Here is a 22,147-nt window from a genome sequence, read left to right as displayed (position 1 = left end):
CGTCGACACAGCGGTGTCACCTCCGGCCCGCACGCTGCGGGCCTCGCAGAACGAGGTGACATCCCATGCCCTTGCGTTTCGCCCTGCGCCTGCTGTGCGCATCCCTGCTGGCCGCCGGCCTCGTGCTGCCCGCGGCGGCCTCCACTTCCGGCGTCGTCGTCAGCCAGGTCTATGGCGGTGGCGGCAATGCCGGGGCCACGCTGAAGAACGACTTCATCGAGCTGTTCAATGCGGGCGGCACGCCGGTCTCGCTGGCCGGCTGGTCGGTGCAGTACAACTCGACCACCGGCACGGGGACCTGGCAGAAGACCGAGCTGACGAGCGTCGTGCTGCAGCCGCGCCAGTACTACCTGGTGCAGGAGGCCGCGGGCACCGGCGGCAGCCAGGACTTGCCCACGCCCGATGCCATCGGCAGCATCTTCATGGGCGCCACCGGCGGCAAGGTGGCGCTGGTCAGCAGCACCACGCCGCTGGCGGGCGACAAGCCCGTCTCCGACACCATCGTCGACCTGGTCGGCTTCGGCAGCGCGAACTACTTCGAAGGCGCCGCCGCCGCACCGGCACCCTCCAACACCACTTCGGACCTTCGCAGCGCGGGAGGCTGCACCGACACCGACCAGAACGCCGGCGACTTCGCCACCGGCGCGCCGAACCCGCGCAACACCGGTGCGCCCGCGGGCACCTGTTCGGGCGACGGCCCGACCGAGCGCACGATCATGCAGATCCAGGGCAGCGGCGCGACCAGCCCCTATGTGGGCGAGGCCGTGAAGACTTCAGGCGTCGTCACGCGCGTCAACAACAACGGCTTCTTCCTGCAGGATCCGGTGGGCGACGCCGACGACGCGACCTCCGACGGCATCTTCGTCTACACCGGTGCCGCGCCTTCGGTCTCGGTCGGTCAGCTGGTGCAGTTCACTGCGGTGATCAGCGAGTTCAACACCGGCGCGGCGAACAATGCCGACACGGCGGCGCACCCGGTGACCGAGCTCACCGGCGTCGGCAACCTGCAGCTGCTTTCCAGCGGCCACACCCTCACGCCCAAGCTCGTCACCTTCCCCGAGCTCGTCGATGGCGACCTCGAGCATGTCGAAGGCATGCTGGTCACGATCGCCGGGCCGCTGACGGCCTCGCAGAACTACTTCCAGGGCCGCTACGGCCAGGTCACGCTGTCGGCCGGGGGCCGCATGGAGACGCCGACCAACCGCTACCGGCCGGGAACGCCCGAGGCGACCGCGCTGGCCGATACCAATGCCCGCGGCCGCATCATCCTCGACGACGGCACGAGCCAGCAAAACCCGGATCCGACGCCCTACATCGGCGAAGACAACACGCTGCGCGCCGGCGACACCGTGCCATCGGTGACCGGCGTCATCGACTACGGCCTGGCGACGAGCAGCTCCTCCGGCTTCGGCGACTACAAGATCCACCCCGCGGCGCCGGTGACCTTCACGCGCGACAACCCCCGCACTGCCGCGCCGGCTCCGCAAGCCGGCAACCTGAAGCTCGCCAGCTTCAACGTGCTGAACTACTTCACCACCTTCACCGACGGCACCGATGTCTTCGGACACCCTGGCCAGGGCTGCATGCTCGGGGGCGTCGACTCGCCGGCCAACTGCCGCGGGGCCGACAACCTCGCCGAGTTCGAGCGCCAGCGCACCAAGATCATCGAGGCGATCGCCGCCATCGATGCCGATGCGCTGGGCCTGATGGAGATGCAGAACAACGGCCCGACGGCGGTCGGCAACCTGGTCGAGGGCCTGAACGCGCGGGTCGGTGCCGGCACCTACGCGGCGGTGGCCGACCCGGCCGGCGGGACCGGCACCGACGCGATCAAGGTGGCGATGATCTACAAGCCCGCACGCCTCGCGCCGGTCAACGCCGCGCAGACCGACACCGACCCGATCCACAACCGCCCGCCGCTGGCGCAGACCTTCGCTGCGTTGAACGGCGAGAGATTCACGCTGGTCGTCAACCACCTGAAGTCCAAGGGCAGCTGCCCGGCCGAGGACGATCCGGATTACAGCGGCAACTTCGATGCAGGTGACGGCCAGGGTTGCTGGAACGCCCGGCGCGTGGCGCAGGCCCAGCGCACGGTCAATTGGGTGGGCAGCCTCGCCTCCGGCGCCGGCACCGACCGTGCGCTGCTGCTGGGCGACATGAACTCCTACGCGCAGGAAGACCCCGTGATCGCCTTCGCCGGCGGCGGCTACGCGGACCAGATCGCGCGCTTCAACGCCTTCGGCTACTCCTACGTCTTCGACGGCGCTTCGGGCCGGCTCGATCACGCGCTGGCCACCGCGACGCTCGCCGCCGTGGTGAGCAGCGCCACCGAGTGGCACATCAACGCCGACGAGCCTTCGGTCATCGACTACAACACCGAGTTCAAGCAGCCGCAGTGCCCGGCCTGCGGGCCCGACTACTACACGCCGACGGCGTACCGCTCGTCCGACCACGATCCCGTCGTCGCCGGCCTGTACCTGGTCAAGGTGATCACCGGCGGCCCCGGCAAGGACCAGCTCTCGGGCACGCCGGGCGACGACCAGATCATCGGCGGCGGCGGGGCGGACAAGCTCGCCGGAGGTGCCGGCGACGATGTCTTCACCTACACCTCGATGGCCGATGCCAAGGACACCCTCCTCGACTTCGCGCCCGGCGCCGACCGAATAGACATCCGAGCCTTGCTGTCGAGCATCGGCTACGCCGGCAGCGACCCGATCGCCGACGGCGTGGTGAGGCTGAAGGATGCCGCCAAGGGAGCGGTGCTGCAGGTCGACGTCGACGGCCCGACGGGCGGGGCCAGGTGGAAGACGCTGGTGCTGCTGCAGGGCGTGCCGGCAGCGGCCATCGTCCCGATGCGCGATCTGGTCTTTTTCGACACGGCAGCAAGCGCGCGGCGCTGACCGCGATCCGTCATCCGGGGGTCACGGAAGCTGGCGACACTCGCGCCCGTTTTTTCCGACTGAAGCAGTACCCCCATGATCCGATGTCAGGCGGGCGCGCCCCTGGGCGCGCTCATCGTCGCCTTCGCACTTTCCTCGGCCCCGGCCCGCGCCGCGGAACCCACCCCCCCGAACCCGACGGCCGTGCAGGCCGCCGGTGCGACCTTCCCCGCCAAGGTGTACGCGCGCTGGGCCGAGCAGTACGTCCGCGACCAGGGGGTTCAAGTGCGCTACCAACCCACCGGCTCGGGCGACGGCATCAAGAAGGCGACCGAGCACAGCGTGGACTTCGGCGGCACCGACAGCCCGCTGCCTCCGGAGGAACTGGCCCGACGCAAGCTGGTGCAGATCCCGATGCTGGTCGGCGGCGTGGTGCCGGTGGTCAACCTGCCTGGCACGTCGCGCCTGAGGCTGACCGGCGAATTGCTGGCCGACGTCATGGCCGGCCGGGTCGAGCGCTGGGACGATGCGCGCATCACCGAGCTGAATCCCGGCGTTGCGCTGCCGGCCCGGCGCATCGCGCGGGTGGTGCGGGCCGAGAAGTCGGGCACCACCGAAGGCTTCACCCGATATCTCTCAAGCCAGTCGGAGCCCTTCAGGGCCTCGCCCGGCGTGAGCCCGCTGCCCAAGTGGCCGGGCGAGGTCAAGGCCGAGGAAGGCAACGACGGCGTGCTGGCGGCGGTCAAGGCCGGCGCCGGCTCGATCGGCTACATCAGCTTCGATCGCGTCGAGTCTTCCGGCCTGACGCCGGTGACGCTGCGCAACCGCGATGGCCAATGGGTCCTGCCTTCGGAGGCGGGCTTTCGCGCGGCCATCCTGCAGAGCGGGGTGCACCGGGCGGGGGACGACACCGCCTCCATCCTCGACATGCCGGGCGCCGACAGCTGGCCCATCACGTTGACCAGCTTCGTGCTGGTGGATGCCGCGCCTGCCCGGGCGGTCCAGGTCGAGCCGGCGCTGCGCTTTCTCTACTGGTGCTTCCAACGCGGCGATTCGCTGACCCGCGGCACCGGTTTCGCACCGCTGCCGACCTCGGTGCAGGCGCGCCTGGCAGCGCGCTTCGGCAACGTCCGTCCGGTGGCCGGCGGCGCGCCGGCGTACCAGATGTTCTGACCGCTGGCGTGCATCGCCTCAGGGAGAGGGGATCAGCGCGTAGACCGTCCCCTGGTGGTGAAGCCCGCCGCCGTATCCGGTGCCCAGCAGGAATCCGTCCGCTGTCTGGACCAGGGCGCCGATCGGCCCTTCGGTGTCCGACTGCCCCCAGCCGGCAAAGTCGGCCAGGGGCTGCAAGCCATGTCCCGGCACCACGCGGAAGGCGCCGCCATAGCCCCACTTGCCGCCGAAGGTCAGCGTGCCGTAGAGCGCGCCATCGGCCGCCTGCATGAGCGGGCCCGTGGGGCGGTAGGCCTGGCCGGCATACTCGGGATCGTTGGGCCCCGTGAAGGCATGCAGGATGGTCAGCTCGCCATCCAGCGACAGCCGGAACACCGTGCCGCCCTGCCTGGGCCCGCCCTCGGTCATGGCGCCGTAGAGGTGACCGTCCGTTCCGCGGATCAGCCCCGGAAGGCCCAGGAACCCGTGCTTCTCGGGACTGAACCGGCGCATCTCGGCGGACGATCCGTCCATGGCCACCCGGAAGGCGGCGTTGCGTCCCATGGCGTAGATCGCGCCGTCCGGGCCGAAGCAGAAGTCGCTGCTGGTGTAAGGCTCGTGCTGGCCGTCGTTGCGGAACGAGTACAGGGTGGTCAGCTGGCCCGCCGGCGTGATTCGGAAGAAGGTGCCGTGGCCATGGTGAGTGCCGCCGCCCGCCGTCGTTCCGTAGAAGTTGCCGTCGGGGCCTTCGACCAGCCGCGTGTTCGGATGCCGGCCCCCGCCCGGCGTGTCGTCGAACGCGTGCAGCACCGTGTAGGTGCCGTCCGCGCTCATCCGGTACACGACGCCGTAGTGGTAGGGGCCGCCTTCGGTGGTGGTGCCGTAGAACTGGCCGTCGCCGCCCAGCGTCAGGCCCCGCCCGGGGTCGCGGCCGGTGGCCGTGTCGAACACGTGCAGCGTGGTGATCGACCCGTCCGCGTTCATGCGGTAGATCGTGCCTTCGCTGGTGGGGCCGCCGTTGGACGAGACGCCGTAGTACAGCCCGTTCGGGCCGATCAGCGAGGTGCCGACGGGGCCACCGGGCCGATCGATGCTCGCGTCGAAGTCGTGGACAACCCGGTAGCTGCCGAGCACGCCGTGACGCTCGCGCGGCCAGGGATCGGCGCCAGCGGTTCCCGGTCCGCCGAAGGTGAGGACCGCGAAGGCGGCGAGGAGGGATCCGAGGCGTTGAACTCGCAGCATGTGGGCTCTCCCTTCACGTCAGGACAGGACGCGAGGGCGCACGATGGCACGAGCAGCGTGCGGCGGCGCACGGGATCCCTAGTTCGTGCGCGGCCGCGGTTCAGTTGTCGAGCGTCGGGGCGCCGATGGTCACGCCGTGCCAGAACTCGAAATCGGGCTGCTTCCAGGTGATGCTGGAGTAGGTGCCGACGAACTGCACGACGCCGTGGCCTTCGGTGCCCGTCAGCGTCTTCTTCTTCACCGTCAGGCAGGTTTCGCAGCCGCCGAAGAAACCCACGCCGGACGACAGCAGGGTGGGCACCTGGCCGAACACGTAGCGGGTCGGGATGCCATTGCGGCCGAGCGACATGACGGCCATCACCGGGTTGACCACCGGGCGGCTGAAGCTGATCTTGTAGACCTCCTTGTCGGTGCCGCCCTTGAAGGCGAGGATGTCGCTGCTCGGCGGCTCGCCGGTGATTTCGTAGGCGGCGCCGGACCAGTAGTCGGTCTGGCCATCGGCGACCTGGGCGAAGTACAGGGTCGGGCCGCTGAACTTCACCTTGACCTTGCCGCTGGGCAGCATCACGGTGCCGGCGGCGGTGGTCAGGCCGTCGGTGGTGGTCCAGTCGGCCCAGGCGGTGGGGATGGTCTGTGCGCCGACGCTGGCGCTGGCGAAGAAAGCCGCGGCGGCCAGGCTGGCGGCGAGCGGGCGGAAGGCGGTAGGCATCGTGTATCCCTCTGGGACTGCTCAAAAAAGAGGCGCGAGTGTGACAAAGCCCGCCGGCTTTGGAAACGTTTACGCAGGGGGGTTGACAGGCCCTTGGGGATGCTGCATTCGCGCACTGCACGGCGTGCGCGCAAGGCGCGCAGCGAACAGGCCCTAGGAGGACCTGGGCTCCCAGGCCTCGATCCAGCGCGCGAAGCGGTTCAGGCCTTCGTCGAGCGGAGTGCAGGCCCAATCGCCGATGCGCGCTCGCAGCTTGCCGTCGTCGGCGCAGGTGACGGGCACGTCGCCCGGTTGCATGGGGCCGTATTCGATGATGGCCTTCAGGCCCAGGGCGGCCTCCAGCGTGTTCACGAAATCGATCACCTTCACCGGCACATGGTGGCCGAGGTTGTAGATGTCGGATTCCTTGGCGGCCGTGGCCGGTGCCGGCGTGTTCAGCAGGCCGACGACCGCGTCCACGATGTCGTCTATGCAGGTGAAGTCGCGCAGCAGCTCGCCGCCCGCGAAGAGCGTGATCGGCTGGCCGGCCCGCATGCGGCGCGAGAAGGAGAAGTACGCCATGTCCGGCCGGCCCCAGGGGCCGTAGACGGTGAAGAAGCGCAGGCCCGTGGAGCGCAGGCCGTGGATGCTGGCGTAGGTGTGGGCGATCAGCTCGTTGGCGATCTTGGTCGCGGCGTAGAGCGAGGCCGGGCGGTCGACCCGGTCCGTCTCGCTGAAGGGCGCATCCTCGCGGCTGCCGTAGACGCTGGACGAACTGGCGTACAGCAGGTGCGGCACGCCCGCCTCGCGGCAGGCCTCGATGACGTTGCCGAAGCCGACCAGGTTGGACTGGATGTAGTCGCCCGGGGCCTTGATCGAGTGCCGCACGCCGGCCTGCGCGGCCAGGTGGATCACCGCGTCGAATCCGCCGTCGACCACCAGGCGCCGGGTGGCCTCGCCATCGCACAGGTCGAGCCACCTGCATTCGACGCCCAGCGGCGTCAGCAGGGCGGCCACGCGGTCGTGCTTGAGCCTGGTTTCGTAGTAGGCGTTGAAGCTGTCGATGCCGACGACGCGGTGGCCCTGGCGGGCGAGCTGGGCCGCGACGTGCGCGCCTATGAAGCCGGCCGCGCCGGTGACGAGGATCTGCTGCTGGGGCATGGGCCGGGGATGATAGCCCCGGCTGCTACCATGCGCGGTTTTCCTGGCCGCCACGATGCCCCCGAAGCCCGACATCGCGCCTGAAGGCGCGCGCCGCTCCTGGATGCGCCTGGCGGTCGCCAGCGTGCTGGGCATCGGCCTGCTGGCCTTCCTGCTGCGCCAGGTCGACCTCGCCCCGCTGAAGGCGGCCTTCGCCGCCACACCCGCCTGGGTATGGGCCGTGGCCCTGGCCGGCCTGGCCGCGAGCTATGCGTTGCGCGCGGAGAGGCTGCGCCGCGAATGGGGCTCCTGGTTCGGGGCCGACGCGGCGCGCGGACGCGCTCCGGGATTCGTCGCCTGCCTCGCCCTTTTCCTGACCCACAACGCCGCCATCGTCGTGCTGCCCCTGCGTGCCGGCGAGGCCGGCTACCCCCTGCTGCTGCAGCGCCGCTTCGGCGTGCCGTTGGGAGAGTCGCTCAAGAGCCTGCTGTGGCTGCGCCTGCAGGATGCGGCGGTGCTCGGCACGCTGGCCGCGTGGTGGCTGCCGCCGGTCGGGCCTCGCGAGCGTGCCGCCTGGGCCGTGCTGATGGCCCTGGGCTGGCTCCTGGGCCTGCTTCTCGGGCCGCGACTGCTGGCGGCCGCGCAGGCGCGCGTACCGGCTGTCCAGCGTTTCTCGGCCGCCTGGCTGGCCCACCGCAACGACCGGATGGGCTGGGCGCTGTGTGCCGCCAACTGGCTGGTCAAGCTGGCTGTCTTTTCGCTGCTGCTGCAGGCGCTCGCGCCGCTCGATTTTTCGGCCGCCCTGCGCGGCTCGCTGGGCGGCGAGGTCGCCTCGGTGCTGCCGCTTCAAGGGCCGGCGGGCCTCGGCACCTACGAGGCCGGTGTCTGGGCCGCCGCGCTGATGGGCGACGCCAGCATCCACGGCCCCGGTGCGCAAGTGGCCGCCGGCGCGCTGGCGCTGCACGCCTTCAGCCTCGCCGTGGCCCTGGCCGCGGCTGCGATCATCATGCCCTGGGCCCGCGACAGCCGGCCCGCGTTGGAGAACCCATGAGCACGACCACCCTCCCACCGGCCGCCGCCGTCGCGGCGCCCATCGACCTGCCCGCCATGCGCATCGAGGCGCTTTCGCGCCTGCCCGTGCACCGCCTCTCGGTCGTCGTGCCGATGTACAACGAGATCGACAACGCCCGCCCGCTGATCGACGCGGTGCAGGCAGCCCTGTCGGCCTACCCGCAGCCGTGGGAGCTGATCGTCGTCGACGATGGCAGCCGCGACGGCACCGGCCGCGCGCTGCAGGATCACGCGGCCACCGTCGGCCCGCACATCCGCGTGCTGCGGCTGCTGCGCAACTTCCGCCAGACCGCGGCCATGCAGGCCGGCATAGACGCGGCGCGCGGTGACGTCATCGTCACCATGGACGGTGACCTGCAGAACGATCCGCAGGACATCCCGCTGCTGGTGGCCAAGCTGCTCAACGAGCCCTACGACATGGTGGCCGGCTGGCGGCAGAACCGGCAGGACGGCTTCGCCCTGCGCAAGTTCCCGTCGATGCTGGCCAACCGCCTGATCCGCCGCGTGACGGACCTGAAGTTCCAGGACCTCGGCTGCAGCCTCAAGGCCTTCCGCGCCTCGGTGCTGCGCGAGGTGCGGTTGTACGGCGAGATGCACCGCTTCATCCCCGCCTGGCTGGCCACGGTGACCTCGCCGGCCCGCATGGCCGAGGTGCCGGTGAGCCACCACGCCCGCACGGCGGGCGAATCCAAGTACGGCATCTCGCGCACCTTCCGCGTGCTCGTCGACCTGCTGGCGGTGTATTTCTTCCTCAACTTCGGCGCGCGGCCAGGGCACTTCTTCGGCACGGTGGGGCTGGGCGTCGGCGCCATCGGAACCGGCATCCTCGGCTACCTCGGCGTGCTCAAGCTGCTGGGCGAATCGGTGGGCGGCCGGCCGCTGCTGATCCTGGGCTTCTTCATGGTGATCGCGGGGCTGCAGTTCTTGTGCACCGGCGTCCTGGCTGAGTTGCTGATCCGCATCTACTACGAAGGCGGCCATGCGCGGCAGTACCACACGATGAAGCAGCCGGAGCTCGGCGAGAACGAAGCCTGGCATGCCAGTTTCTCTTCCTAGGCGGGCGCCTTGGGCCCTGGCGTTGGCGCTGCTCGCGCTGGCGCTGTTCCAGCTCGGCGCCGCGCCGCTGTTCGACGTCGACGAAGGCGCGTTCAGCGAGGCCACGCGCGAGATGCTCGCCAGCGGCGACTGGGGCCACACCACGCTGAACGGCGAGGACCGCTTCGACAAGCCGATCCTCGTGTACTGGCTGCAGTCGGCCAGCGTCTCGGCCTTCGGCTTGAACGAGTTCGCGCTGCGCCTGCCCTCGGCGCTGTGCGCCTGGGGATGGGCGCTGGCGCTGTTCGGTTTTGCCGCGCCCCGCCTGGGCCAGCGCAGCGCCACCAATGCGGCGCTGATGCTCGCGACGAGCCTGGGCGTGCTCGCCATCGGCCGTGCCGCGACGGCCGATGCATTGCTCAACCTGCTGCTCGTGCTGGCGGTCTTCGATGCCTGGCGATGGCTGGAGTCCGAGTCGAAACCGGCCCTGCGGCGGGCCTTCGCCTGGATGGGCCTGGGCTTGCTGGCCAAGGGGCCGGTGGCGGTGCTGGTGCCCGTGGCGGCTGCAGGTGTCTGGCTGCTCACGGCGGGCGACTGGCGCGCGCTGGGGCGCCGCCTGCTGCAAGCCGTGGGCGACCTGCCGGCCTGGGCGCTGATGCTGGGCATCGCGGTGCCTTGGTATGCCTATGCGCTGCACCGCCATGGCCAGGCCTTCATCGACGGCTTCTTCGTGCGACACAACCTGGCGCGCTACACCGGCACGATGGAGCAGCACGGTGGCGGCTGGGCCTATTACCTTGTCGTCCTGCCGTTGGTGCTGCTCCCCTGGGCGCCGCTGCTGGTGGCCGTGCTGCGCCACGCGCGCGAGCACTGGCGCGACCCGCTCGGCCGCTTCCTCCTGGGCTGGGGCCTGTTCGTGGTGGTGTTCTTCACGCTCTCGGGCACCAAGCTGCCGCACTATGTGTTGTACGGCGCGACGCCCTTCGTGTTGCTGATGGCCATCGAGCTCGAGCGCTCGGGTGCTGTGATGCGTTGGGCGTTGGCGCTCGCGGCGTTGCTGCTGCTCGCTCTGTTCGTGCTGCCGGCCTGGCAACTGCCGTGGGTGGCCGCCCGCATGACCAAGCCGGAATACCGCGCGTTGCTGGCCGGCGTGCCGGTGCCTACGCTGGTGGTCGCCGCCGGTTGGGTCGCGGCCGGCGTGGTGTTCGGCTTGGCGGCCGCGCCTGCGCGCTGGCGCCAGGGGCTGCCTGCCAGCGCCTCGCCGCTGCTGGGCGCGTGCGTGGTCGCGCTGACGGTGCTGGGCTTCGCGCTGCCCTGGTGGGGCACGCTGCTGCAAGGGCCGGTGCGCGACGCCGCGGCGGCCGCGCGCAACCGGCCTGAGCCGGCGGTGCAGTGGCAGCTTCATCACCCCAGCTTCGCCGTCTACCGCGGCCAGGTCACGCCTCGCCGGCATCCGCAACCGGGCGAACTCGCGCTCATCCGTGTCGACCAGTTGCGCAAGCTCCCGCCCGAGGAGGCGGACGCCTGGGAGCCCGTGTTCGAGGAGCGCGGCTTCGCGCTCGTCAAGTGGCGGGGAGTGGCCGGGGACACCGCTGCGCCGGCAGGAGCGCGGTAGGTCAGGCCGAGTCTGCGGCGGCCCGTCAAGCGCCCGGCGCGAGGCGCTGGTCGATGACCCGCCGCGCCTTGCCGGTGCTGCTGCGCTCGATGGCGCCGGCGGCCATCACGCGGACGCGGGTGCTGACCCCCACGTGGGTCTTGACGCCATGCTCCAGCGCGCGGCCCAGGGATTCGGCTTCGCCCGCGCTCAGCGAAGCCGCCGCATCAGCCCGCGCTTCGACCAGCACGTCGAGCGTGTCCAGATGGCCGTCGCGCTTGACGACCAACTGGTACACCGGGGCGAGGCACTCGTGGCGCAGGATCAGCTCCTCGATCTGCGTCGGGAAGACGTTGACGCCCCGGATGATCAGCATGTCGTCGGAGCGGCCGGTGATCTTGCCGATTCGGCGCATCGAGCGCGAGGTCGGCGGCAGCAGCCGCGTCAGGTCGCGCGTCCGGTAGCGGATCACCGGCATGGCCTCCTTCGTCAGCGAGGTGAAGACCAGCTCGCCTTCTTCGCCGTCGGCGAGCACGCGGCCGGTGTCGGGATCGATGATCTCGGGATAGAAGTGGTCCTCCCAGACCACCGGGCCGTCCTTGCTCTCCAGGCATTCGCCGGCCACGCCCGGCCCCATCACCTCGGACAGGCCGTAGATGTCCACCGCGTCGATGCCGGCGCCGGCCTCGAGCTCTGCGCGCATCGCCTCGGTCCAGGGCTCGGCGCCGAACACGCCGAGCTTCAGCGAACTCGCGGCCGGGTCCAGCCCCTGTCGCCTGAACTCCTCGATCAGGGTGAGCATGTACGAGGGCGTCACCATGATCACGTCGGGCTTGAAGTCGCGGATGAGCTGCACCTGCTTTTCCGTCTGGCCGCCGGACATCGGGATCACCGTGCAGCCCAGGCGCTCGGCGCCGTAGTGCGCCCCCAGCCCGCCGGTGAACAGGCCATAGCCGTAGGCCACGTGCACGAGGTCGCCGGGCCGGCCGCCCGCAGCGCGCAGGGAGCGCGCCACGACGCCGGCCCAGGTGTCGATGTCGGCCCGGGTGTAGCCCACCACGGTCGGCTTGCCGGTCGTGCCGGAGGAGGCGTGGATGCGCGCCAGCCGCTCCCGCGGCACGGCGAACATGCCGAAGGGGTAGTTCTCGCGCAGCTCCTTCTTGCCGGTGAACGGAAACCGGGCCAGGTCCGCCAGGCGGCGGCAGTCGTCGGGGTGGACGCCCGCGGCGTCGAACGCGGCGCGGTAGTGCGGCACGTTGTCGTAGGCATGGCGCAGCGTCCACTGCAGGCGCTGCAGCTGCAGGTGGGCGATCTCGTCGCGGCTGGCGCGTTCGATGGGCTCCAGCAGCTCGGAGGGCGGATTCAGTCTCGGCATGTGTCGTTGTCTCTATGCGTTGGATGGGCGTGAGCTCGGGCCTGGCTCAGAGCACGGGCGCCGGCGCCGTGCCGAGCAGGGCCTCGATCGACAGGCCGATGCCCAGCAAGGTGCGGTCGCTGCCCAGCGGGCCATCGAGCGCCAGGCCGACGGGCAGTCGGTCGGCCGTCATGCCGCCGTGCAGGCTCAGGCCCGGGATGCCGGCGTTGCTGCCCGGGTCGGTGTTGCGGATGAAGGTGTCGAAGGTCGCGACCGGCTCGCCTCCGTCGATCGACACGCTGGACGACCCTTGCGCCGCGTCGATGGCCACCGCGGGCAGCACCGTGGTGGGGAACATCATCGCGGCCAGCCCGTGCGTGGCGAAGTAGCCCGCGTACAGGGACTGCATCCGCGGCCGGTGGACCGCCATCACCTCGGCATACGCCGGGCCGAAGACATCGGCCAGGATGGCGCCGAAGGCCAGCTTCACGTCCGGGCTCGCGACCTGCTGCGCGATGTCGGCCAGGGTGAGCTGTAGCGCGCCGGTGGTTCGCAGGTACTCGGGCAGGTCGGCGATGGGCTCGTGCAGCGCGATCTGGAAAGAGACCTGGCTGTTCAGCGCCATCAGCCCGGGGATGTCCACGTCGACGAAGTTCACGCCCGCCGCCGCCAGCCGGGCCTTCGCCGCGGCCATCACCGCCTCGACCTGGCCGTCCAACCCGGCCCAGAACGACGCCGGCACGCCGATGCGCAGGCCCGACAGGTTGATGGCACCGGGCAGCGCGCTGCCGGCGATCACGCTGTCCAGCAGGGCCACGTCGGCCACGGTCCGGCCCATCGGGCCGACGGTGTCGCGGGTGTGGCTGATGGGCACCACCTCGCCGGCATCGTGGTAGCGGCGCTGGGCGCCGCCGTTGCCCACCGAGGGGCGCAGGCCGACCACGCCGCACAGCGCCGCCGGCACGCGCGCCGAGCCGCCGGTGTCGGTGCCCAGCCCGGCGCTGGCGATGCGCGCGGCCAGCGCGGCCGCCGTGCCGCCGGACGAGCCGCCGGCGATGCGCGTGCGGTCGTAGGGGTTGCGCACCGGCCCGGCGAAGGCCGACAGGTTGGTGCTCGTGATGCCGAAGGCCAGCTCGTGCAGGTTGGTCTTGCCCAGCACGATGGCGCCGGCATCGACCAGCTTCTGCAGGCTCGGGGCGTTGCGGCGGGGCTGCTGGTGACGCAGCGCCGGGGTGCCTCCGGTGGTCGGCAGCCCGGCGCTGTTGATGTTGTCCTTCACGACGATGGGCAGGCCCGCCAGCGGCGGCAGCGCGTGGCCGGCCTGGCGCGACGCGTCCACGGCGCGCGCAGCGGCGAGGGCGCCCGCCCGGTCGAGCGTGATGAAGGCATTCAGGTCCTTCAGCCGCTCCGCCCGGTCGAGCAGGGCCTGCACGCAGGCCTCGGCGCGCAGCGTGCCGGCCCGGATGCCAGAGACCGTTTCGGCCGCGCCCAGCCCGGTCAGTTCAACTGAAGGGTCAGCTTCCATGCCGGCGGCTGGTGCCGCGATCGCGGCCGCCGAGGTCGTCTGAAGAAAGGCCCTGCGGGAAATCGTCGAGTCCATGTCCACTCCCGGTTGCGCCAACCCCAGCCGCTGGGGGTGGTCCGCCTGACGTTACAGGTGCTCACCGCGTCGCCCTATCGTTGAAATAGAGGACAAGCGCCCTGTGGCCAGAGGGCGCGAGACCGGGGCCCTGTCCTTGCACTAGAGGACAGACGCAGCGTCACACCGTCGTTAGGGTGCGAGCCCTACCGATGGCCGCGCGCCTGCATCTCGATGCGCCGGTCTCCCACCCCTGTTGATGCCAAGGAGAGTTCATGCTTCCAGGTTTTTCCGCCCTGCACGAGTACCGCCGGCGAGCGCAGCAAGAGCCGCTGCGGGCCGGGCTTTCGCCGCAGCAGCTCGCCGTGCTGGACCGGGCGCAGGCGTTCGGCGAAACGCCAGCCGCCGAGGGCACCGATGCCGGGCTCCCATCGCCTTCGAATGCACCGGTCGCCGTGGCCGGCATGGCGGCGGCAGCGGCAACGCTGGCCGCCCAGGCCCTGCGCCGCGCAAGCGGTAGCGGCGCGGCACCCGCCGCCGAAGCGCCGAAGGGCCCGAGCCAGCAAGAGTCGGATGCACGGCCCTTGCCGTTCCTGCGCGCGCCGGCCGCAGCGGCTGCCGCCGCGGCCTTCGGCCTGGCGAGCCCCGCCTTCGCTGCGCGCACACCGCCGCTGCCGCAGGCCGGCAGCGGCCTGCGGCGCGAGTACATGGACAACGTGCTCGAGGCGGCGTCGAAGTTCGTCTTCGTCGACCACGCGCACATGAACTGGCACGCCATCCTCGCCAACGAGTTCGCCGATCCGGCGAAGAGTCCGTTCACGGTGAACGGGCTGCCGGCGTGGCCCAACCGCAGCGGCCCGAAGGTGGCGGTCATCGGTGCCGGCCTGGCCGGCCTTCTGACCGCCTGGCAGCTGGCCAAGGTCGGCATGCGCGTGACGGTGTTCGAAGGCAACCCGGCCCCCACCGGCGTGCTGGGCACCGCGCCCAGTGGCGGGCGCATCTACCCGGTCGTGCTCGACCCGGCCGCGCCCGACACCCGCGTGGAGCTCGGGGGCATGCGCTTCCCGATGACCTCGTACCTGTTCTGGCACTACATCTCCCGGCTCGGCGTGCATCCGGAGAATGACGACCCGATGCTGGACTTCCCGAATGCCGGCAAGGTGCCCACGCTGTTCAGCCGACGCGATTCGCGCATCTACGGCACCTGGGGCCAGGGCAGCACCAGCTTGCCGGCCGACGTGCAGGCGATCGCGACGCGCCAGATCCAGAAGTTCCTCAACTACGTGCCGCCGCGCCCGGCCGACGCCATCAACACCGATGCCACCGGCGTGACGGCGGCCACCATCGCCGGCTTGATGAGCGACCAGTCCAAGCTGGATTCGGCGGCCAAGGTCGAGATGGTGCGCGCCTGGTGGAACTGGGCGGCCCGCGACCTGAACCTGCGCAGCTACAAGGATTACCTCAGGCAATCGCCCGATCCGTTCTCGGACGCCGACGTGGAGCTGGCCGGCGACGTGGGCTTCGGCACCGGCGGCTTCTGGACGCTGTTCCAGACCTCGGCGCTGGAGATCATGCGGCTGGTGCTGTGGGACTACTCGGCCGAGTTCCAGCTGCCCGAGCTGTACCGGCTGCCCTACGAGCTGATGCAGCGTTGCCAGGCCAGTGGCGTGACGCTGGTCTACGGCAGCTCGGTGCGGGGCTTCTACCACGTGGGCTCGACCGGCAAGCATGCCGTCCTGCATGGCGACGGCCCCACGACGGTGCAGGATTTCGATCAGGTCGTCGTTGCCACCTCGTTCAAGGCGGCCCGGGCGCTGCTGGATTCGAGCCTGGCCAACAAGCCGGTGGCGGCGGGCCAGCTCGGCAACAGCACGCTCGTCGTTCCCTACGTGGACACCGCGGCCCGGCCGGGCTACACGAGCATGTTCCAGCTCGGCGACTTCAACAACCAGGGCCTGTCGTCACTCAAGGTGTTCTCCACCATCACCGGGCCGGCGGGCATGGCCGATCCGGGCAAGTACCTGCGCGTGCGGGCCGTCAGCAACCCGAACGCCTATTACGCCGAGACGGGTACCTTCTTCGGCGCCAGCAAGGTGGGCGTGACCTACCACATGCCCAAGGACGGCCAGCTGCTGCACGAGGCCACCACCGCGATCGGCCTGAACTACGCCTGGACCACCCAGGCGGATGCCTACTACGCCAGCGACTTCCAGAACCACCCGCTGGTCGGTCCGTCGCTCAACGCCACCGGCGTGTTCATCGGCACCGACCCGAGCGGAGGCTTTGCGGCCCGCATCGCGCAGACCGTGTCCGAGCTGCGCAGCGGCGCCGGCGATGCCGAATCGATCGAGAACTGGAGCAACCCCGTGGGCGTGTTCGGCGGCTTCTCGGACGCCTGGAAGAAGGGCGCCAACAACCCCAGCCGCTGGGGGATCATCCACTGGAACAACGTGCCTTGGTGCCGGATGGGCTTCAAGCTCGATTTCCCCGGCAAGGGCAAGTGGAGCGCGTACTCGTTCCAGTCGTCGGCGTTCAGCACCATCGCCTACCGCAGCGGCGCGCCCGAGTTCGCGGCCTGGGACGGCTCGGCCGGAAGCTTCGCGGTGCCTGGCGACTTCCCGTACATGAAGAAGAGCCGCGCCACCGCGGGCATCTACTTCGCCGGCGAATCCTTCAGCCACTACGGCGGCTGGATGGAAGGGGCGCTGCAGTCGGCGCTGAGCAACGCGATGGCGCTGTACTACGCGGCCGTGAAGGGCACCAACCAGGACGTCGTCTACGCCGGCGGCGATGTGACCACCACGGCCGCGTGGAACGGGCTGTTCGGCGGCCTCGAAGCCGCACGCCGCCTGTGGACCAGCGATGCGCTGATCCGGTGAGCCGCCGCGCGGACACCCGATGCCATCCACCCGCTTCCTCCACACGATCCCCACACGAATCCACCATGAAGAGCAATCGTCGTGACTTTCTGAAGACCACCGCCGCCACCGGCGCGGCGGTCGCCGCCATCGATGCCCGCGCCTCGCTGGCGGGGCCCGGGGCGGCCGACATGGCCAGCCCCCTGGGCGGCCGCGCGGGACTGCGCCTGAGCCTCTATGGCCTGCCCGCCGACGTGCGCGTGGCTGCGCGCGCCCAGCTCGACGGCGTCGCCCGGGCCGCGGGCGCGAGCCCGCGCCGGCTGCAGGTCCAGCTGCTGCAGCACGCGCCCATGCCCTGGATGGCCGAGGACATCGCCTTGCTGACGAAGTTCGCACCGGCCTTGGACGGCGTGGCGCTGGAGACCCTGGGCCTGCCCGAGGCGGCCGCCGCGGCCGCGTCCTTCGAGCGCCACTGGGCCGGCCGGCGCACCGCGGTGGTCGTCGGCCTCGAGCCGCAGGCGATGCTGATCCACCGGCGCAAGGCCCGCGAAGCCGGCATCACCGGCACCACGCTGGCCGATTTCGCCGAACGCGGCGTGCGGCCGCGGCTGCCGCTCAGCCTGGATTTCGGCAGCGGCGTGAACGGCTGGATCCACCCGGTGTTCGCCGAGTTCACCGGTTGGCACCAGGGCCCCTCGCCCTCGGCGGCGTCGCTGTTCCTCGACGAGCCGGCCTTGAGCGGGATGCGCAGGCTGCGCCGGCTGCTGCTGGACGAGGTCGATGCGCCTGTCGCCGAGTCCTCCGACGGGGGGCTGTCGGCCTTGGTCGACGATCGCCGCGACGAGCTTGTCGCCAGCTACGGGAACCCGCTCCTGCTGGCGCACCGCCTGGCCCGCGCGGGCCGCAGCCTGGAGGACGAGTTCGAGGTCGTGCCGCTGCAACGCTTCATGGGCTTGAAGGTACCTTCGCTGTTCCGCAGCGCGGCGATCCAGCTCGGCAGCCGCGTGCGGCGCGAGGAGGCGGCCGAGGTGGTGGCGGGGATGACGCGGCCGGCGGCCATCGAGGCGCTGCTGGGCTGCCTGCCCCACGTGGCGGCCTTGCGGTCCGAATGGCTGTCGGCGCTGCCGAACGACCACGCCTTCTACGCCGGGCTGCCACACCTGAACGTGATGGCCGATGCGCGGCTGATGACGACGCTGGCGCTGAACCTGCGGCGCCCGGCCGATGGGACCGGAGCCGACGAGGTGATGGTCGCGCATGCCGCGTCGCAGGCCTACTACGAGCTGGCGGGGTACGCCTCATCGCCCGCGCACGCGGCCTGATGCGCGGGGCTGGGCGGGCCGGCTACCAGCCCAGCCGGCGCGCCAAGGCCATGCGGTTGGCGACGCCCAGCTTGCGGAAGGCCCGGTCCAGGTGCGTGCGCACCGTGGTCACCGAGACGCCCAGCTGGCGCGCGATGTCCTTGTCGGACAGCGCCTGGGCGGCCAGCTTGGCCACGGCGCGCTCGCGGGCGCTCAGCAGCTGCTGGGCGCCCGCGCCGGCGGCCACCACGCCGGCCGACCCGCCGGCCTGGGCGGCCGGCGCCTCTTCAGGCTCGGGGCGCAAGCCCGGCGCACGGGCCAGCGCCGCGATGAAGGCCGGCCGCACCAGGTCGAGCAGTTCCACGTCGGTACGGGTGAAGTTCGTGTGGTGGCGGTCGCGCCAGATGCGCATGTCGCCGATGTTGCGCGTGCCGCTCCAGGCGTAGAGGTTCATGCCCCAGTGCAGGCCGTCGCGCACCAGGAACTCGTTGAAGAAGGCGGTGCGCCGCAGTTCGCTTTGCGGCATGACGTCGGTCACCCGCATGGCCGAGCGATGGCGCTGCAGCTCGAAGGTGATCGGATCGTGGTACTGGAAGTGCCGCTCGTAGCGCGCCAGGTTGGACGGATCCATGTTGATGCAGATCCCCATGTCGAAGCGGCGCAACTGCTCGTCCCACACGTAGCTGGCGTAGTACTGCGCGTCGAGCAGCTCGAGCATCAGGGCGCCGGTGCGCAGGCGGATCTCGCGCTCGTCGTGCGGTTCGGCCAGGGTGGCCATCACCCTGGACAAGACGTTGGCCTGGTAGCTCGTGAGGTACATGCTGGGCTGGGGGGGCCGGGGATCGCGGTTCGGCGCGGGCCGGCGCGGCATCTTCGCACCGGTTCGCGCCGCCGCCGATTCTGCGCACCGGCCTGCCGTCCGGCAAGCCGGAGGTCCGTACGCGCGCCCGCCGGGCCTCAGCCCACCGGCGTCGCCAGGTAGCCCCGGTAGGCCTGCAGGTCCTCCCGCCAGCCCCGGCCGACGATCTGCCCTCGCTGATTGATCGAGGCCGCCCGGTAGAGCACCCACTGGTCCGCCTGGTCGGCTTCGAGCAGCGTGTTCATGTCGTACATGACGTTGTCGAAGGCGACGAAGGCGCGTTCGCCCCAGCCGTTCTGCCCTTTCCGGTAGGCGATGCCGACCACCGTGCCGTCGTCGTTCAAGGCGGTGGCCTGCGCCACGGCACTGCGGCGTCCCGGCCAGTGCAGCAGGCTGAGGCGCCCGTCCTGCCAGACGAAGGGCCGGCCGCGGTCGCCATCGCCCTGCAGACGCAGATTGCCGCAGACCTGCCGCTGCCGGTTCACGCCGCGCGCCTCGTGCTGGGCCACGCCCGGGAAGTCGAGCGCCTTGAGGACGCCATCGAAGCAGGTGAAGGCCGTGCCCTCGGAGGGGCCGAAGAGCACGCCCACCACGTCGCCCTCGGCATTGAGCGCGCGCGCCTGGCCGTGGGTGAAGCCGTCGGGCAGGCCCAGCGATTCGGTCCGCCCGTTGGCATGGCGCAGCGGCAGGGTGCCCGAGCCGCCGACCACGACGCCGGCGTCGTTGATGTCGTCGATGTAGAGGAAGGGCGTCCCGTCGGCGGCAGGCGGCAGCTCGTGGCGGATGCCGTCGCGGCCGACGGTCCAGCAGACGTTCGGCGTGGGCGGGAAGATCAGGCCGCGGTCGTAGCCGGCGGCCAGGCCGGTGTTGTTGATCGCCACGGCGTAGGAAGGATGGCCCGAGCCTCTGAAGGCCAGGCCGCGCATCCGGCCGTCGACCGAGACGAAGGCCACGCCTTGGCTGTCGCCGTCCTGCCGGGTGGCCATGCCGACGGACACGCCGTGGTCGTTCACGTCGTTGGCGTCTATGGTCCCGCCGCCCAGGTCGCCGAGGTCGGACAGGCGGTAGCGCACGGGCTGCACGCCCGCGCGGGCCAGCGGTGCGATCGAGGCGAGGGCGGTGCCGGCACAGGCGCCGAGGGCCGCACGGCGAGTGATCGCGAAGGGCATGGACAACTCCCTGGAGTGATCGATGGGCCGCGTGAGCTTAATTGCAAGCGCCGGCCCGACCCACGGTGCCGGCCCCAGGGCTGAACGAATCTTGAGGATTGCCCTTACGTAGTTCCCGGCGGGCGTGGGGCGAGTCGCTCGCTAGAGTGGTGCTGATCGATCAATCAGGAGGCCTGCCCATGTCCAGCCCATCCATCACCCGCCGCCGATGGCTCGAGGCGGCCACGGCCCTGGGCGCCGCCGGTCTGTTGCCCGCCACCGCACGTGCGCAGGCGGCGTGGCCGAGCAAGGCCGTGCGCTTCGTCGTGCCCTTCGCGCCCGGGGGGAGCTCGGAGATCGTCGCGCGCGCCACCGCCGCGGAACTGACCAAGTCGCTCGGCCAGAGCGTCTACGTCGACAACAAGCCCGGCGGCGCCGGCAACGTGGCGATGGCCGAGGTGGCCCGGGCCGACGACCAGCACACCGTGATCCTCGGCCACATCGGCACGCTGGCGGTGAACCCGTACATCTTCGACAAGCTCCCCTACGACCCCCGCAAGGACTTCAAGCCCGTCTCGCTGCTGGCCAAGGTGCCGAGCCTCTACCTGGTCCACCCGGAGTTGCCGGTGAAGAACCTGAAGGAGTTCATCGCGCTGGCCAAGTCCAAGCCGGGCCGCCTGAACTACGGCTCGGCCGGCAACGGCAGCGCCGGGCACCTGGCCATGGAGTACCTGAAGATGGCCAGCGACACCTTCATCCTGCACGTGCCCTACCGCGGCACCGGCCCGCAACTGACCGACCTGCTGGCGGGCCGGCTGGATGCCGCTTCGGTGGGCGCGCCCGCGGTGCTGCAGTTCATCAAGGCCGGCAAGCTGCGCTGCATCGCCACCGGCACCACGCAGCGCATCCCGCAGCTGCCCGACGTGCCGACCGTGGCCGAGCAGGGCTACCCTGGCTTCGAGATGACCCAGTGGTACGGCATGCTCGCGCCGGCCACGTTGCCCGCGACCGCGGTCGACAAGCTCGCTGCGGCCTGTGCGAAGGCCATGCGCGAGAAGGAGGCGCTGGATCGCCTCGCCAACGACGCCGCGATCGCGGTGGGCAGTACGCCGGCCGAGTTCGCGGCCTTCATCGCGACCGAGCAGAAGCGCTGGCAGCCCGTGATTGCGCGGGCGAAGATCAAGCCAGATTGAACGAGGCCCCCACGGCCCCTCCCGGGGCCTGCCCCCCGAGGGGGCTCGCGCAGCGGACCGGCAAAGCCGGATCCGCGCACGCCCTTGAATGGGAGCGGCGCTGCGCGCGCTCGGAATGCGCGGCTGACCTGGACAGAGGTGCGCAGGGGCGGTGGAGCCGGACCCGCGCACGCCCTGGGTGGGAGCGGTGCTGCGCGCGCTCGGAAGGCGTCGCTGACGTGGACAGAGGTGCGCAGAGGACGGGTGGAGCTGGATCCGCGCCGCGATAATCGCGGGATGTTCACGGGCATCGTTCAAGGCATCGCCACCATCGAAGGGTTGACTGACAAGCCGGGCTTGCGCAGTTTCCGATTGCGGTTTCCGCCCGGGTTCGCGGCGGGGCTGGAGATCGGTGCCAGCGTGTCGTGCGACGGCGTGTGCCTCACGGTGACGGCGCTGCACGGCGAAGACGCGGCGGAGTTTGACGTGATGCAGCAAAGCCTGGCGCTGACGACGCTCGGCTCGTTCGCGCAGGGTGGGCGGTTCAACGTCGAGCGTGCCGCGAAGGAGGGCGCCGAGATCGGCGGCCATCCCTTGTCGGGCCATGTGGACGTGACCGGCACGCTGCTGGAGGTGCGCCGCCCCGAGAACAACCACGTGATGCGCATCGGGTTGCCGCCGCGCTGGATGCGCTATGTCTTCGCCAAGGGCTACATCGCCGTCAATGGGGCGAGCCTCACGGTGGCCGAGGCGGATCGCCAGGACGGCTGGTTCGAGGTCTGGCTGATCCCCGAGACGCTGCGCATGACCACCTTCGGCGACAAGCGGCCGGGCGACGCGCTGAACATCGAGATCGAGCGCTCCACGCAGGTCTTCGTCGACACGGTGCGCGATGCGCTGGACGAGCGGCTGGGCGCGCTGCGGCCCGCGCTCGAGGCGTTGCTGCGCGAGCGTGGCCTGTCGCTGGACGAGGTGGCCAGGCCCCTGCCTCCGGCTGAGTGAGTGTCCTGGGTCTTGACGGCGCCGCGGAGCCGGGGAAGATCGCAGGCTTCGACTCAAGCAGTGGAGCGCGAAG

General features: G+C 70.9%; 16 protein-coding genes. 9 read left to right on the top strand and 7 right to left on the bottom strand.

What is annotated here, in order from left to right; translation table 11 throughout:
- The first annotated feature begins 65 nt into the window (after positions 1-65).
- Positions 66-2,900 (top strand): ExeM/NucH family extracellular endonuclease, encoded by a 2,835-nt coding sequence (locus ACS5PM_RS21675; RefSeq protein ID WP_439389781.1) that lies wholly within the window; start codon positions 66-68, stop codon positions 2,898-2,900.
- A gap of 75 nt (positions 2,901-2,975) precedes the next feature.
- Entirely contained in the window at positions 2,976-4,052 is a 1,077-nt protein-coding gene (gene pstS, locus ACS5PM_RS21670; RefSeq protein ID WP_439389780.1) for a phosphate ABC transporter substrate-binding protein PstS, read from the top strand.
- A gap of 18 nt (positions 4,053-4,070) precedes the next feature.
- On the opposite strand, the gene ACS5PM_RS21665 is transcribed toward pstS, so the two are convergent.
- The 3 genes from ACS5PM_RS21665 to ACS5PM_RS21655 all read right to left on the bottom strand — a co-directional run bounded on the left by ACS5PM_RS21665 (position 4,071) and on the right by ACS5PM_RS21655 (position 7,122).
- Positions 4,071-5,273: a choice-of-anchor tandem repeat GloVer-containing protein gene (locus ACS5PM_RS21665; protein WP_439389779.1), complete on the bottom strand. Its 1,203-nt coding sequence runs from the start codon at positions 5,271-5,273 to the stop codon at positions 4,071-4,073.
- 100 nt (positions 5,274-5,373) lie between these two features.
- On the bottom strand, positions 5,374-5,982 hold the full coding sequence (locus ACS5PM_RS21660; RefSeq protein ID WP_439389778.1) for a hypothetical protein: 609 nt from the start codon (positions 5,980-5,982) through the stop codon (positions 5,374-5,376).
- Between the two features lie 153 nt (positions 5,983-6,135).
- On the bottom strand, positions 6,136-7,122 hold the full coding sequence (locus ACS5PM_RS21655; RefSeq protein ID WP_439389776.1) for an NAD-dependent epimerase/dehydratase family protein: 987 nt from the start codon (positions 7,120-7,122) through the stop codon (positions 6,136-6,138).
- A 55-nt stretch (positions 7,123-7,177) separates the two neighbouring features.
- On the opposite strand from ACS5PM_RS21655, the gene ACS5PM_RS21650 reads away from it, so the two are divergent.
- Genes ACS5PM_RS21650 through ACS5PM_RS21640 form a run of 3 tightly spaced genes read left to right on the top strand, consistent with a single transcriptional unit; the run spans position 7,178 to position 10,822 of the window.
- Positions 7,178-8,152: a lysylphosphatidylglycerol synthase domain-containing protein gene (locus ACS5PM_RS21650; protein WP_439389775.1), complete on the top strand. Its 975-nt coding sequence runs from the start codon at positions 7,178-7,180 to the stop codon at positions 8,150-8,152.
- On the top strand, positions 8,149-9,228 hold the full coding sequence (locus ACS5PM_RS21645) for a glycosyltransferase family 2 protein (RefSeq protein ID WP_439389774.1): 1,080 nt from the start codon (positions 8,149-8,151) through the stop codon (positions 9,226-9,228). Before ACS5PM_RS21650 ends, ACS5PM_RS21645 begins: the two co-directional genes overlap by 4 nt.
- Positions 9,209-10,822, top strand: a complete 1,614-nt coding sequence (locus ACS5PM_RS21640) for an ArnT family glycosyltransferase (protein WP_439389773.1) — start codon at positions 9,209-9,211, stop codon at positions 10,820-10,822. Before ACS5PM_RS21645 ends, ACS5PM_RS21640 begins: the two co-directional genes overlap by 20 nt.
- 25 nt (positions 10,823-10,847) lie before the next feature.
- Here ACS5PM_RS21640 and paaK read toward each other — a convergent pair whose 3' ends face one another.
- Together paaK and iaaH are read right to left on the bottom strand one after the other, a co-directional pair.
- A complete protein-coding gene (gene paaK, locus ACS5PM_RS21635) occupies positions 10,848-12,176 on the bottom strand; it encodes a phenylacetate--CoA ligase PaaK (protein ID WP_439389772.1) in 1,329 nt (442 codons plus the stop codon).
- 46 nt (positions 12,177-12,222) lie between these two features.
- A complete protein-coding gene (iaaH, locus tag ACS5PM_RS21630; RefSeq protein ID WP_439389771.1) occupies positions 12,223-13,680 on the bottom strand; it encodes an indoleacetamide hydrolase in 1,458 nt (485 codons plus the stop codon).
- Between the two features lie 329 nt (positions 13,681-14,009).
- Here iaaH and ACS5PM_RS21625 point away from each other — a divergent pair, with 329 nt between their 5' ends.
- On the top strand, positions 14,010-16,613 hold the full coding sequence (locus ACS5PM_RS21625) for an FAD-dependent oxidoreductase (RefSeq protein ID WP_439389770.1): 2,604 nt from the start codon (positions 14,010-14,012) through the stop codon (positions 16,611-16,613).
- Between the two features lie 65 nt (positions 16,614-16,678).
- Positions 16,679-17,914, top strand: coding sequence for a twin-arginine translocation signal domain-containing protein (locus ACS5PM_RS21620; protein WP_439389769.1), 1,236 nt, complete (start codon positions 16,679-16,681; stop codon positions 17,912-17,914).
- A 22-nt stretch (positions 17,915-17,936) separates the two neighbouring features.
- On the opposite strand, the gene ACS5PM_RS21615 is transcribed toward ACS5PM_RS21620, so the two are convergent.
- Complete coding sequence (locus tag ACS5PM_RS21615; RefSeq protein ID WP_439389768.1) at positions 17,937-18,713, bottom strand: helix-turn-helix transcriptional regulator; 777 nt, start codon at positions 18,711-18,713, stop codon at positions 17,937-17,939.
- A gap of 137 nt (positions 18,714-18,850) precedes the next feature.
- A complete protein-coding gene (locus tag ACS5PM_RS21610) occupies positions 18,851-19,921 on the bottom strand; it encodes a hypothetical protein (protein ID WP_439389767.1) in 1,071 nt (356 codons plus the stop codon).
- Between the two features lie 179 nt (positions 19,922-20,100).
- Between ACS5PM_RS21610 and ACS5PM_RS21605 the strand changes: the two genes are divergently transcribed.
- Both ACS5PM_RS21605 and ACS5PM_RS21600 read left to right on the top strand, forming a co-directional pair.
- Positions 20,101-21,093, top strand: coding sequence for a Bug family tripartite tricarboxylate transporter substrate binding protein (locus ACS5PM_RS21605; protein WP_439389766.1), 993 nt, complete (start codon positions 20,101-20,103; stop codon positions 21,091-21,093).
- A 276-nt stretch (positions 21,094-21,369) separates the two neighbouring features.
- Positions 21,370-22,074, top strand: coding sequence for a riboflavin synthase subunit alpha (locus tag ACS5PM_RS21600; RefSeq protein ID WP_439390059.1), 705 nt, complete (start codon positions 21,370-21,372; stop codon positions 22,072-22,074).
- Positions 22,075-22,147: the final 73 nt, after the last annotated feature.

Origin of the sequence: Ideonella flava, assembly GCF_051857595.1 — a bacterium.
Taxonomy (GTDB): Bacteria; Pseudomonadota; Gammaproteobacteria; order Burkholderiales; family Burkholderiaceae_C; genus Ideonella.
The sequence above is the reverse complement of the archived record's forward strand: the minus strand, read 5'-3'. Positions and strand labels throughout refer to the sequence as shown.

Bases quoted from the DNA above. Each gene is read 5' to 3' on its own strand.
- ACS5PM_RS21675 (WP_439389781.1), top strand. From the start codon at position 66: ATGCCCTTGCGTTTCGCCCTGCGCCTGCTGTGCGCATCCCTGCTGGCC.
- pstS (WP_439389780.1), top strand. From the start codon at position 2,976: ATGATCCGATGTCAGGCGGGCGCGCCCCTGGGCGCGCTCATCGTCGCC.
- ACS5PM_RS21665 (WP_439389779.1), bottom strand. From the start codon at position 5,273: ATGCTGCGAGTTCAACGCCTCGGATCCCTCCTCGCCGCCTTCGCGGTC.
- ACS5PM_RS21660 (WP_439389778.1), bottom strand. From the start codon at position 5,982: ATGCCTACCGCCTTCCGCCCGCTCGCCGCCAGCCTGGCCGCCGCGGCT.
- ACS5PM_RS21655 (WP_439389776.1), bottom strand. From the start codon at position 7,122: ATGCCCCAGCAGCAGATCCTCGTCACCGGCGCGGCCGGCTTCATAGGC.
- ACS5PM_RS21650 (WP_439389775.1), top strand. From the start codon at position 7,178: ATGCCCCCGAAGCCCGACATCGCGCCTGAAGGCGCGCGCCGCTCCTGG.
- ACS5PM_RS21645 (WP_439389774.1), top strand. From the start codon at position 8,149: ATGAGCACGACCACCCTCCCACCGGCCGCCGCCGTCGCGGCGCCCATC.
- ACS5PM_RS21640 (WP_439389773.1), top strand. From the start codon at position 9,209: ATGCCAGTTTCTCTTCCTAGGCGGGCGCCTTGGGCCCTGGCGTTGGCG.
- paaK (WP_439389772.1), bottom strand. From the start codon at position 12,176: ATGCCGAGACTGAATCCGCCCTCCGAGCTGCTGGAGCCCATCGAACGC.
- iaaH (WP_439389771.1), bottom strand. From the start codon at position 13,680: ATGGAAGCTGACCCTTCAGTTGAACTGACCGGGCTGGGCGCGGCCGAA.
- ACS5PM_RS21625 (WP_439389770.1), top strand. From the start codon at position 14,010: ATGCTTCCAGGTTTTTCCGCCCTGCACGAGTACCGCCGGCGAGCGCAG.
- ACS5PM_RS21620 (WP_439389769.1), top strand. From the start codon at position 16,679: ATGAAGAGCAATCGTCGTGACTTTCTGAAGACCACCGCCGCCACCGGC.
- ACS5PM_RS21615 (WP_439389768.1), bottom strand. From the start codon at position 18,713: ATGTACCTCACGAGCTACCAGGCCAACGTCTTGTCCAGGGTGATGGCC.
- ACS5PM_RS21610 (WP_439389767.1), bottom strand. From the start codon at position 19,921: ATGCCCTTCGCGATCACTCGCCGTGCGGCCCTCGGCGCCTGTGCCGGC.
- ACS5PM_RS21605 (WP_439389766.1), top strand. From the start codon at position 20,101: ATGTCCAGCCCATCCATCACCCGCCGCCGATGGCTCGAGGCGGCCACG.
- ACS5PM_RS21600 (WP_439390059.1), top strand. From the start codon at position 21,370: ATGTTCACGGGCATCGTTCAAGGCATCGCCACCATCGAAGGGTTGACT.